At 37.0% G+C, this 12,652-nt stretch carries 12 protein-coding genes; 7 read left to right on the forward strand and 5 right to left on the reverse strand.

All coding sequences use genetic code 11. The annotated features are described in order from the left end of the window. Window positions 1-78 precede the first annotated feature (78 nt). A complete protein-coding gene (gene sdaAA / locus AC6F8J_RS03120; RefSeq protein WP_500720920.1) occupies window positions 79-960 on the reverse strand; it encodes an L-serine ammonia-lyase, iron-sulfur-dependent, subunit alpha in 882 nt (293 codons plus the stop codon). A gap of 9 nt (window positions 961-969) precedes the next feature. Further along, window positions 970-1,641, reverse strand: a complete 672-nt coding sequence (gene sdaAB / locus AC6F8J_RS03125; RefSeq protein WP_500720921.1) for an L-serine ammonia-lyase, iron-sulfur-dependent subunit beta — start codon at window positions 1,639-1,641, stop codon at window positions 970-972. A gap of 188 nt (window positions 1,642-1,829) precedes the next feature. Between sdaAB and AC6F8J_RS03130 the strand changes: the two genes are divergently transcribed. Together AC6F8J_RS03130 and AC6F8J_RS03135 are read left to right on the forward strand one after the other, a co-directional pair. Continuing rightward, window positions 1,830-2,276 (forward strand): Hsp20 family protein, encoded by a 447-nt coding sequence (locus AC6F8J_RS03130; RefSeq protein ID WP_500720923.1) that lies wholly within the window; start codon window positions 1,830-1,832, stop codon window positions 2,274-2,276. A 152-nt stretch (window positions 2,277-2,428) separates the two neighbouring features. Continuing rightward, on the forward strand, window positions 2,429-2,680 hold the full coding sequence (locus AC6F8J_RS03135; protein ID WP_500720925.1) for a hypothetical protein: 252 nt from the start codon (window positions 2,429-2,431) through the stop codon (window positions 2,678-2,680). A 112-nt stretch (window positions 2,681-2,792) separates the two neighbouring features. Here AC6F8J_RS03135 and AC6F8J_RS03140 read toward each other — a convergent pair whose 3' ends face one another. Beyond that, window positions 2,793-3,476, reverse strand: a complete 684-nt coding sequence (locus AC6F8J_RS03140) for a TIGR00266 family protein (protein ID WP_500720927.1) — start codon at window positions 3,474-3,476, stop codon at window positions 2,793-2,795. 201 nt (window positions 3,477-3,677) lie between these two features. Here AC6F8J_RS03140 and uvrC point away from each other — a divergent pair, with 201 nt between their 5' ends. From uvrC to AC6F8J_RS03155, 3 genes are all read left to right on the forward strand, one after another. Continuing rightward, window positions 3,678-5,564 (forward strand): excinuclease ABC subunit UvrC, encoded by a 1,887-nt coding sequence (uvrC, locus tag AC6F8J_RS03145; RefSeq protein WP_500720929.1) that lies wholly within the window; start codon window positions 3,678-3,680, stop codon window positions 5,562-5,564. A 141-nt stretch (window positions 5,565-5,705) separates the two neighbouring features. Continuing rightward, window positions 5,706-6,662 (forward strand): HPr(Ser) kinase/phosphatase, encoded by a 957-nt coding sequence (gene hprK, locus AC6F8J_RS03150; protein ID WP_500720931.1) that lies wholly within the window; start codon window positions 5,706-5,708, stop codon window positions 6,660-6,662. Window positions 6,663-6,826: 164 nt separating this feature from the next. Further along, window positions 6,827-7,786, forward strand: coding sequence for an ROK family glucokinase (locus AC6F8J_RS03155; protein WP_500720933.1), 960 nt, complete (start codon window positions 6,827-6,829; stop codon window positions 7,784-7,786). Between the two features lie 128 nt (window positions 7,787-7,914). On the opposite strand, the gene AC6F8J_RS03160 is transcribed toward AC6F8J_RS03155, so the two are convergent. Both AC6F8J_RS03160 and AC6F8J_RS03165 read right to left on the reverse strand, forming a co-directional pair. Beyond that, window positions 7,915-8,403: a hypothetical protein gene (locus AC6F8J_RS03160; protein ID WP_500720934.1), complete on the reverse strand. Its 489-nt coding sequence runs from the start codon at window positions 8,401-8,403 to the stop codon at window positions 7,915-7,917. Window positions 8,404-8,622: 219 nt separating this feature from the next. Continuing rightward, window positions 8,623-9,441: a DUF1189 family protein gene (locus AC6F8J_RS03165; protein ID WP_500720936.1), complete on the reverse strand. Its 819-nt coding sequence runs from the start codon at window positions 9,439-9,441 to the stop codon at window positions 8,623-8,625. A 384-nt stretch (window positions 9,442-9,825) separates the two neighbouring features. Between AC6F8J_RS03165 and AC6F8J_RS03170 the strand changes: the two genes are divergently transcribed. Both AC6F8J_RS03170 and AC6F8J_RS03175 read left to right on the forward strand, forming a co-directional pair. Then, a complete protein-coding gene (locus tag AC6F8J_RS03170; protein WP_500720937.1) occupies window positions 9,826-10,983 on the forward strand; it encodes a THUMP domain-containing protein in 1,158 nt (385 codons plus the stop codon). After that, on the forward strand, window positions 10,983-12,620 hold the full coding sequence (locus AC6F8J_RS03175; RefSeq protein WP_500720939.1) for a lectin like domain-containing protein: 1,638 nt from the start codon (window positions 10,983-10,985) through the stop codon (window positions 12,618-12,620). The genes AC6F8J_RS03170 and AC6F8J_RS03175 overlap by 1 nt, the downstream gene beginning before the upstream one ends. Window positions 12,621-12,652: the final 32 nt, after the last annotated feature.

Genomic DNA, 12,652 nt, shown 5'->3' on the forward strand with positions numbered 1-12,652 from the left:
CGTAATCATAAAACCGCCCTACAACGAATATGTAGTAGGGCGGTTTTGATTTTATCTTTATAGATCATTCATCATTCATCATTCATCATTCATTATTCTAGCTTCGATGGATTTTGCGGTCTTACTGATGGCAATACCGCCGGTTGCGGTTTCGCGGTGGCAGGCAGGCAATAGATCACCCACTTGTTTCATGGCTTGCACCACTTCATCAAAAGGAATCACAGAAGGAAGACCAGCCAGAACCATTTCGGCGCACATAAGTGCATTGGCGGCACCTAGGGCATTTCTTTTGTGACAGGGTACCTCCACCAGTCCAGCTACAGGGTCACAGATGAGTCCCATCATATTATTAATGGCTATGGCTGCCCCGTCAAAAGATTGTTCCATGGTTCCACCGAGCACATAGACAGTCGCTGCAGCAGCCATCGCTGCAGCTGAGCCAATCTCGGCTTGACAGCCACCTTTAGCACCGGATATGCTGGCTTGTTTGGCGATAACCATACCAACGAGTCCAGCGACAAAAAGCGCCTCAATGATTTTGTTGTCTTCTAGGTTATAGGTTTCTTGAAGTGCTTTTAAAGTACCTGGCAAGACCCCACTTGCGCCTGCGGTTGGCGCTGCCACAATCTGTCCCATGGCCATATTCACTTCCATAGTACTTAGGGCGTACATAATGGCTTTGCTTGTCGTTATGCCGCAAATGGATTTGCCAGATTCGTAAGAACTCATAAGTTTAATGGCTTCACGGCCCAAAATCTTACCATGAAGTTGATGTTTATCAAGGTCTAGTCCTTGAGCAATAGCTTGCTTCATAATCGCCCATTGACGTTCCATGGTGCTTAGAATAACACCTTGATTTAGATCACTAGTAGAGACTTCATACTTTAGAGCAATCTCAAAAAAATTAAGATTGTGGGTTTCTCTTAATTGTAGGATATCTTTGGCGGTTGCTATCTTCATGGTGGCCTCCTATTGTATCGCTTCAAAAAAAGTCAGTTTATTCAAGGCTTCCAAAGCACTGATTTTTTCCAAAGCATCTTTATGTATGACATCATCGGATTCAATAACCATAACGGCGTTCTCACCTTTGCTTTCACGAAAGACTTTCATAAAAGCTATATTAATGTGGTGTTTGGCAAGAATTTGACTGATATCAGCTACAAAGCCGGGTAAATCTAGATGTTGGGTAATGAGCGTTGCATAATTACCGGTGATGGCTACATCGATATCATCAATAGAAATAATCTTTACTTTGCCTCCCCCAATGGAAGAGCCAATAATTGACTGTGTTGTCCCATCCAAGCCTTCAAAAATCATTTTGACCGTATTTGGATGAACGTCGTCTAAGCTGATTTTCTTAAAAGTAATTTCAATATTCATGTCCTTGGCTTTCTCATAAGAGAAAGGAATGCTTGGATCATCAGGACGCATACCACAAACACCTGCAATAAGGGCTTTATCTGTACCATGTCCTTTATAAGTGGTTGAAAAAGAGCCATGAAGATAAAAAGTAACTTTTTTAATAGGCTTTCCAAAAATTGAACGTGCAATATAAGCAACCTTTGCGGCCCCTGCAGTATGTGAGCTTGACGGACCAATCATAGCCGGTCCGATAATGTCAAAAATAGAGTAATTTTCCATAACCTTCACCTCATGTATTTAGAATGGAATACTGATTCTATTATAGCTTATAAAGCATTTTTTAAGAAGAAAAAACAAGAAAATCATTAAAAAGGGGTTGACATAAGACTAAGTTGGGTGTATATTATAAATATAATCAGCACTCAACCAAGATGAGTGCTAACAAAATACTTAAAGGAGGCATTTATATGTTTAGATTAACACCTTATGCACGTGGACAAGTTTCAAGGAGAAGTAATGATTACTCAGATATTTTCAGTATGTTTGATGATGTATTCAACGATTCTTTGTTTCAATCTCGAGCATTAAATTATGGCTCATTTAAGATTGACATCAAAGATAACGACCAAGAATACATTCTTGAAGCGGATCTTCCGGGTGTAAAAAAAGAAGACCTGACCATTGACTATAAGGATGACCAATTATTAATTCAAGTAGAATGTAAGGATGAAGTCGATGAAGAAAAATCCAACTATATCCATAGAGAAAGAAAAATATGCTCTATGCAAAGAATGTTTGGATTAAAAGACATTCAAGGTGACAAAATTAGTGCTAAGTTAGAAAATGGCGTATTAACCATTGTAGCACCAAAGAAAGAAGAAGTGGATAACTCCATTCGGATTGAAGTTAAGTAAGAAAATCAATCGATTAGGAAGACTTAAATAAATATGTATAAATCATTTAAATGGCATAGTCGCTAATAGTGGCTATGCCATTTTTTCGAGCTGCTGTTGAAAAGCCATATTATGTGTTAAAATATAATTGTATTCAAAGGAGATGGTAAACAATGAAAACAAAACTCTTACCGGGTATCATCGGTGGTTTTATTGGTTTTTTAGTTGGTATTTTTGTTGGTGGTTACTTCGGTTTAGTGGTAGGTGGCACTTTTTTAGGTGGACTCGAAATCTATGAACACACTGGTATGCAAGGCTATGAGTTAGCCGTTTATGTTGGAGCAATAATTGGTGCACTTATAGCAACGGTAGTAGGTGCCAAAATTGCATTGAAGATTGCTTATAAAACGGATAAGAACCAATAGTTTCAAGAAAAAAATAAGTCAATATCAACGATGAGGTTCCTAGAAACATCCAAAAAAATTCTCTAAGCTTAAATGGCTTAGAGAATTTTTAGGGCCTTACCCAATAATTAATCTACTTAGAACTTGTATTAAAGTAACGGGTCATTTGTGCCGCTAGATTCTGAATCGGCATACTTTGTAAAGAAATATGGCCGGGACCGGTAAGGGTGGTTAGAAAAAGACCTTCCCCACCTAAAAAGATATTCTTAAGACCTTTAACCATTTCTACGTTATAATCTACAGATGCATCAAACATGGCTACATTACCGGTATCCACTTTGAATTTTTGCCCTGGCTGTAGAATATATTCTTCAATGTGGCCATCAAATTCTAAGAAAACATGTCCTGGACCGGTGATTTTTTGTAAAATGAAACCTTCACCACCAAAAAAACCTGCGCCAAGTTTTTTTCTAAAGGCGACTTCAAGCTTAATATTAGAAGTTCCAGCTAGAAAGGCTCCCTTTTGGCAAATGATGGTTTCTCCTTCTTTGAGCTCTTTTGCAACTATTTTACCGGGAAAAGAAGAAGGGAATGCGATGATGGTATTGTCTGCTTTTGATGTAAAGGTATTAAGGAAAACGGATTCACCGGAAAAAGCTCTTCCAAGTCCACCCATTATACCTCCCTTCATGTTGGTATCCATGGTGATGTAGTCACTCATCCAACCCATAGCACCCGCTTCAGAAACTAAGGTTTCATTAGCGTTCAAAGTACATACAACAACAGGCAGTGTTTGACCTTTGATTTCATACTTCATAATTAGTTACCTCCTAGTGTAAATATATTTTTTATAAAAATGCATACTGCTTAATCTTATTTTATCACTATAGGGTTAAAAAAAAGTGTGTCTAGTATATGATTTTAAGAAGCTTGTTCCGTAACAACCAATTTGCTATAATGAAATTGGTTTTTGACCTAAAATACGATGAATAAAATATAAATTAAAGAAGGTGAGCTTATGTTTGACATACAGGCAGAATTAAACAAACTGCCCTTAAAGCCTGGCGTTTATATTATGAAAGATAATCAAGATGAAATCTTATATATTGGTAAGGCTATAAAATTACGCCACAGAGTTAGACAATATTTTAGAAAGTCAACGCACCACACGAACAAAATCAAACATATGGTAGCAAATGTGGCTTCTTTTGAATACATCGTAACAGATTCTGAACTGGAGGCATTGATACTAGAATGTAATCTTATCAAGAAATATCGACCCAAATACAATACAATGTTAAAAGATGATAAGCATTACCCTTATATCAGGATTACCCTTGGTGAACCGTATCCAAGAATTATGATTGCAAGGGAAATGCAAAAAGATAAGTCGAAATATTATGGACCCTACACAAGTAGCTTAGCAGCAAATGAGACCATTGAGTTACTTAGAAAAATCTATAAAATAAGAAACTGTAATAGAATCTTACCAAGGGACATTGGTAAAGAGCGAGCATGCCTATACTATCATATTCATCAATGTGATGCGCCTTGTCAAGATTATATATCTAAGGAAAGATATAGAGAACAAGTGCATCAGGCCATTGACTTTCTAAACGGTCACTATAAAGAGGTTATTGAAATGCTAGAAAAGGCCATGTATAAAGCCTCAGAGGAAATGGATTTTGAGAGGGCAGCAGATTATCGGGATCAACTTCAAAGCGTTCAGACCATTGCTCAAAAACAAAAAATAATAGATGGTGCCATGGAAGACAAGGATGTAATAGCATTTGCAAAATCTGAAGTAGAGGCGATTGTTCAGGTTTTTTTCATACGAAATGGGAAAATGATTGGAAGAGAACATTTTCGACTGGAAGGTATAGAAGAATTAAGTAACAGTGATATTATGGGGACCTTTGTTAAACAATTTTACTCAGGAACACCTTATATTCCAAAAGAACTAATGCTTCAAGAGGAGCTTGATGAAGCCGATATCATTCAATCTTGGCTATCCAGTAAACGTGGGCAAAAGGTATATATCAAAGTACCTAGGAAAGGCGAAAAATCTAGATTGGTAGGATTGGCCGCTGAAAATGCAGCTTTAACTCTAAACCAATTTGGGGAACAGATAAAGAAAGAGGCAGCTAGAACCAAAGGGGCCGTGGATGAGATTATGACATTATTAGGTATAAAAACCTCGATTGACAGAATAGAAGCTTTTGATATATCCAATACCCAGGGATTTGAATCTGTTGGCTCAATGGTTGTTTTTGAAGAGGGCAAACCTAAAAAAACAGATTATCGTAAATTCAAGATTAAGCATGTGACAGGTCCAAACGACTATGCCAGTATGGAAGAAGTGCTAAGAAGAAGATTTACTCATGCCTTAAATGAACAGAAAGAGATCCTAGTTAAAAAACTAAATCCCGATGTGGGTAAATTTGCAAGGTTGCCCAATCTAATCCTAATGGATGGCGGAAAAGGACAAGTGAATATTGCTCTAAGTGTTCTTAAGGATCTCGAACTAGATATTATCGTTTGTGGTATGATTAAAGATGATCAACACCGAACAAGAGCCTTGTTGTATGAGAACCGTGAAATAGCTATGAAGAAGCGTTCCGAGGCTTTTAAGCTCATCACCAGAATTCAAGATGAAGCCCATAGGTTTGCCATTGATTATCACAAAAAATTAAGAAGTAAAGCCCAGGTGGCATCTATATTAGATGGTATCAAAGGTATTGGACCTTCGAGAAGAAAAGCGCTGATTCTTCACTTTAAATCAGTAGCTCATATACAGGTAGCGAGTATAGAAGAACTAAGCCAAGCCCCTACAATGAACAAAATGATAGCACTTAGAGTGTATGAATTCTTTCATAAGCAAGAAAAAGAGATAGAAAATAATTAAGATGAGAAGCATTAAAAATGTCTAGTGCATAAAATGTTTATTTATGATACTCTATATAAGTAAAACTTTGGCTAAAGGCCTGAGCTTAGAATCATAAGATGGTTAAAGGGTCAAAACTTAACCATAACATGGAGGATAATCATGTATTCTGTAAAGCTATCTGATATTATCATTAAAATGAAACTAACCAATTTAACGCCGGAAGTTGATATTTCCAGTCATGAAATATCCCAATCGGATGTGAATAGACCTGCCCTACAACTGGCTGGTTTTTACGATTATTTTGATGCAGACCGAGCACAGATTATCGGTAAAGTGGAATACACTTTCATTGAAAATATGGCACCTTATCTAAAACTGGAAACGTTTGAAAGATTATTCGGTTCAAAAATTCCTTGTCTAATATTGGCGAGATCACTTGAGCCGGATGAGGATATGATTGCGATTGCAGAACGCCATGGTGTCCCCCTTTTACAGACTAAATTATCAACATCTTATTTTTTATCAGAACTCACCAGATATCTAAAAGTGGAACTTGCGCCGAGTATATCCATTCATGGTGTATTGGTGGACGTATATGGTGAAGGAATATTGATTAAAGGTGAGAGTGGTATTGGCAAAAGTGAAGCAGCGCTTGAGCTTATTAAGAGAGGTCATCGGCTGGTGGCAGATGATGTGGTTGAAATCAAAAAAGTATCGGATGATACTTTACTTGGAACTTCGCCAGAGATTATTAGACACTTTATTGAAGTTCGAGGTATAGGTATTGTAGACTGCAAAACATTATTTGGTGTTGAATCCGTTAAGGAGAGCCAGACCATTGACTTGATTATTAATTTGACAGAATGGGATAGACAAAAAGAATACGATCGTCTAGGGTTGGAAGAGGAATATGATGAAATACTGGGTAACAAAGTTGTAAGTCATACCATTCCCATTCGACCAGGACGGAACTTGGCGATTATTGTTGAAAGTGCAGCTATTAACCATAGACAGAAGAAAATGGGTTATAATGCAGCGGTGGAACTAAACAACCGCGTGACCGGTAATCTATTACGTCGTTCTCAAGAGAGAGACGAAGAAAATGATAAATCTTAGAATAAATTAAAACCATTGGTTAAAGGGTCAAAACTAAGTTTCACTAAATTCGCCTACCATATGTAGATTACGTTGATACATTCATAACTACATATGGTAGGTGAAAGTTCAACTATATAGTTTTGACGCCTTAACCAACCATTGATAGTATATAAGGAGGCAACATGTATAATATTGGAATAGATTTGGGAGGTACAAATATAGCGGCAGCTATTGTAACCGAGACAGGTGAGATTGTAAGAAAAGGCTCAACACCAACTTTAAACGATAGAAAATACGATGCTATTGTTAAAGATATGGCAATGCTTTGCATGAAGTTAATGGCAGAAGAAGGGCTTAAGACAGAAGATATTCACTCAGTAGGTATTGGTAGTCCAGGCACACCGGATCCGGTTCATGGTATTATCGTTTATGCGAATAATTTGCATTTTAACAACGCACCTATACGTCAGGAATTTCAGAAATATTTGAATTTGCCGGTATATGTGGAAAATGATGCCAACGTCGCTGCTCTAGGTGAATATGAGTCCGGTACAGGAAAACTATATAAGGATTTTGTCGCCATTACTTTAGGGACCGGTGTAGGTTCAGGCATCATAATAGATAGAAAAATAATCAGCGGAAGTTGGTATGGTGGTGCAGAAGTGGGACATATGGTTATTCAGTATGGTGGCGAACCCTGTACTTGTGGACGCAAGGGCTGTTGGGAAGCCTACTCTTCGGCTACAGGTCTCATTAGACATGCCAAAAAAGCGGCCAAAGAAAATCCAAAATCAGCAATGAATACACTGCTAGAAGGTAATCTTGAAAAAATGAATGCTAAAATACCCTTTGATGCTGCACAAAAAGGTGACAAAGTAGCCCAAGAGGTCATAGATATTTATATTGGCCATTTGGCCGTCGGTCTTGTAAATGTCATCAATATATTCCAACCAGAAATCATTGTTTTAGGTGGCGGTGTTTCCGCACAAGGAGAAAATCTTATTATACCTCTTAAGAAAAAAATCGTAGATGAGATTTATGGTGGAGAAGCGGCATTTAAAACCAAAATTGAGATAGCACAACTTGGCAATGATGCAGGCATTATTGGAGCAGCCATGCTTTATAAGATTAACGAGGTATAAGTAAAAGTAAGTCAATATTCACCAAGTGTCTGAAGTGATATTAATTAAAGGGACGTCTTAGACGTCCCTTTAATTAAATGGTTAAGATATCAAAACTATATACTTGAACTTTTACAGTATTTGAGTCCTTATTTTTGGAATTGGTCAACTAACTCTTTATTGGTCATGCTATCATCATCCCAAAGTTTTTCTTTGATTTCTTGGACGTTTTTTTGTTTTTTTTTCTTCTCAGCCATGAGTAGGGCTTTTTCTTTAGCACGACGCATGTCCTTGATTTGTCTTTTTTTATTTATGATATCTTGATTGTAGGCACGTAGAGCTTCTGCTCTTTTTTGTTCTTTGACGAGCGCGAATTTGGATCTACCTTTTATGAGAAGATAGATAAATATGAGGGTAATGAAGCTGACCGTAATAAAAGTGTAAGAAGACAAACCGAGTACAAGCAGAAGGGCGCTTGCGATAATACCTATGCCAAGTATGCGAATAATACTTCGTGAAATCGTATCATTGTAGAACAAGGCATTTAATATAGCACTATGCAGGGTGTTGTTGGCAGACAAATTAATACCGACAAATAATAATATTATGGTAAGGGTTAAAGTGAGTTCGGGTTGCATGTAAGACCTCCTTGTCTTTTAAGTCAAAACGAATGGGTCACAAATGGTTATCGTCATAATCTGTAATCTATTAAATAGTCTATTGTCCTTATTTTTAGGAACTGACTTTGGAAGCTATAGTAATCAGCTCAGGTTTACCGGTATTTTAGGAAGTCTTATGATTTTGATTTCAATTTATGTGATTGAAGACATATAGTTTGGTGTGTTAGTGAGATGGAATTAGTCATCCTTCTTATTTTTGTCCATTTCATCTAAGGCTTTTCTCCTAATATGGATAAAAACATTAACCAATATTAAAGATGGTATGACATAATAAACAAAAGTGTCTAAAAATCTTGGCATGGTTGTAGGAAGCATAATCTTGAAGTGAGACCAAAAGACAGAAAAAGTCATGGCATAGAGGGTCATGTGATAAAGCTGTTTGAGTTTTAGACCAAGTCCCAATAGGGTTCTAAGTAAGTTGGCAATCATAAGTATGAATAAGCTGTTAAAAAAGAAATCCACCAATGATATGAAAAACTGAAAAATCATACCAACAGGTATAGCAAGTAGAGCACTCATGACCATAGCCTCCCGTATGAGCGCAGAGGAAGTATTGGTCCCATAAGGATTATAGAAATTATCATAACCGTTAACCAGAGGTGAGATACCGTCTCGAATAATAATGAATCGATTCGGTGTTAATATAAGTGCATTCTTATAGGCCAGCATATCATTAATATTTAATACACCCTGTCCGTCTATTATGATGGGAAAATCAAAATAGAAAATGCGATAAATCTCTGTGCCTTCTACTTCTAATCGACCTTCAACAAGGCTGAAATTTGGTATAATTCCAGCGTCATAAGCTTCTATGGTCTTATCAAAACTGACTTTAAGATTGTAGCTATTGTAGCCGCCGACGACAACAGAAAGCAACAGAATAAACAGGATGATATAGCCAAAAGCCTTTCTTAACGGCTCCTGTAGTATTTGAACATAAAATTCAGATGGGACGAGGCTTTTGCCAATTTTGCCAATCCAAGTATACTTTTTCATAAAAACCTCTTTCTAATCAGATGTTATTACCATTATAGGCAAAGGGTTATTAAAGAACAAGTCTTTTTTCAGTGAAGCATGATAATAGGGTATAATAAAATGTGAATTTATAATTAAGGAAATGGTAATAGAATTGTAACCTTATGCGGTTGTAAGTGGATTTTGATTCCCTTATAATAAGATAGATGGTTAAGGTGTTAAAACTATATAGTTGAACTTTTGCATACAATATATAGTTATGAATGCATCAACGTAATCTATATATTGTATGTAAATTTAGTGAAACTTAGTTTTGACCCTTTAACCATAGATAGTGATGACTTAAGCCTTATATATACAGAATGGACGTTTATATACTGGTTGTCTAATAGATTGGAGAACAAAATGTCGGCGTATAGATTATTAGCACCTTGCCTTTTTGGACTGGAATCGGTCTTGAAACAAGAAATAAAAGACTTGGGTTATGAAGTGGTAGAGGTTGAAGATGGAAGGGTCATCTTTAAGGGAGATGCTCTGGCTATTTGTAGAAGCAACATATGGCTTAGGACAGCAGAACGTATAATGATTGAGGTGGATCGCTTTGAGGCAAGAAGCTTTGAGGAACTTTTTGAGAAAACTCAAGCTATAGCCTGGGAGCAATATATACCTATAGACGGGAAGTTCTGGGTTTCAAAAGCATCATCCATCAAGTCGGAATTGTTTAGTTCAAAAGACATACAAAGCATTGTAAAAAAAGCAATGGTAAAGCGTCTAGGTCAGTTTTACAAAGAATCATGGTTTGAGGAATCAGGTGCATCCTATCCAGTACGTATATTTATCAAGAAAAACATGGTCAGTGTGTGTTTGGACACTTCTCTTGAAGCCCTACATAAAAGAGGTTATAGAATCATGACATCAAAAGCACCCATATCAGAAACACTGGCGGCTTCTTTGATTCTATTATCCGTTTGGAATAAGGACAGAGCATTTGTAGATCCCTTTTGTGGCTCGGGTACTTTGGTCATAGAAGCCGCTATGATTGGTGCCAATCTTGCCCCTGGCCTAAACCGTAGTTTTGCCGCTGAAGGATGGAAAAATCTAATACCCAAAAAGCTTTGGATGGAAGCAGTGGATGAAGCCAATAAAAAGTATGATCCAAATGTGTCATTAAATATTCAAGGATTTGATATAGATGGTGATATTCTAAAAGTAGCCAGGGAAAATGCAGTAAATGCAGGTGTAGAGGGCTTTATACATTTTCAAGAAAGAGATGTTAAAAAACTTACCCATAAACGAAGATATGGCGTTATCGTGACGAATCCACCTTATGGTGAGCGTCTATCAAATACAAGTGAAGTAGAAGACTTATATAAAACGATGGGTCAAAGTTTTACAAGTTTGGAAGACTGGTCTTATTATATTTTGACCTCATTTGAAGGGTTTGAAAAGCATTTTGGACAAAAGGCACAAAAAAAGAGAAAGCTATATAACGGGATGTTGAAAACCAATTTATATCAGTATTTAGGTAAACGCCCACCCAAGATAGAAAGAGCTGATAGCTAATGAAAAGAATTTTATGCTTTATTTTACTATTGGTCATGATGAATATGAGTCCGGTAATCAGGTGGGTACCGACAGGATCTGTCATGGCATCCACTTTAGATGTTTATTTGAATAATCAGAAGGTGGAATTTAACGCAGATTACGGCATCCCTTTTATAGATCAAGCAAACAGAACCTTGATACCCTTTAGAGCTGTACTAGAAGCTTTTGGTGCCAATGTTCAGTGGATAGATAACAGCAAAGTTGCGGTGGCTACAAAAGGCAGTGTAGAAGTTCGCGTGCCGATTGAAAAAAATCATATTATAAGAAATACGAAACTCATTGAAATAGATACAAAAGCGGTCATAATCAATAACCGTACCTATATACCCATTCGAGCTGTTATGGAGGCCTTCGGTTCCAATGTAGAATGGGTTGAAAGCCAAAAAAGGGTTAATGTAACTTATACAGCGGCACCGATTATCAGTCGGTTGCCGGAAGTATATGACCTTAGAAATATAGGTAAGGTTACGCCGGTTAAAGACCAATTAGATATCGGTGCCTGTTGGGCCTTTGCTACTTTGGGTGCGATTGAATCATCTCTTTTGCCGGGTCAGGTTTTTGATTTCTCAGAAGATCATATTAGCCTTAATCATGGTTACAACTTAACACAAAATGAAGGTGGCGATTTTCAGATTTCTCTTGCTTATCTTGCAAGGTGGTCTGGACCTGTGCTAGAATCAGAAGATCCTTATGGGGACGGAAAAACCAATCCGAATCTAAAAGCTGCGGTTCATGTTCAAGAAGCAATTATATTACCGAACAAAGACTACTCAGCTATAAAAAGAGCAATTATGAAATATGGTGGTGTACAGACATCCATTCATATTAGAGATATAGCCCAACAGGAACTTGGTGATGCCTACAATCCTAAGAGCTTTGCATTTTACTATAAAGGTCAATCCTTACCTAATCATGATGTGGTAATTATAGGATGGGATGACACATACAGTGCTAGCAATTTCACAACACCACCTAAGAGAAATGGAGCGTTTATTTGTCGCAATAGCTATGGATCTACATTTGGTGACCAAGGTTATTTTTACGTTTCCTACGACGACGTTCTTATAGGTAAGGAGAATATTGTTTATACAAAAATAGAATCTAATAAAAATTATGACAACATTTATCAAAGTGATTGGTTGGGCTGGGTTGGAAGAATAGGATTTGGTAAAGACACAGCTTTCTTTTCAAATGTGTACACTACTAATAAAAAAGAAACACTGAAAGCTGTTAGTTTTTATGCAACAGACATGGATACCAGTTATGAGGTTTATGTTGTAGATCAATTCGAATCCGAAGTGGATTTTTCAAAGAAAAAGCTTATAACGCGAGGGGCATTCGATTATGCAGGCTATTATACAGTTGAGTTTGATACAGCTATTCCTGTGGATGGTACATTTGCTGTTATAGTTAAGGTGACGACACCGGATAGTTTGTACCCGGTAGCAGCAGAATATGATAAAGATGTAGCTTGGTTAAAAGATGTAGATCTCTCAGACGGAAGAGGTTATATGAGTTTTGACGGCCTATCTTGGGAAAGTACTGAAAAGGTACTAGAGAGTAATGTGTGCTTAAAAGCATTTACAAAAAATTAAAAAGCATGATGGAAACATAGTATACGATTAGA

This window comes from Petrocella sp., from assembly GCF_059865615.1.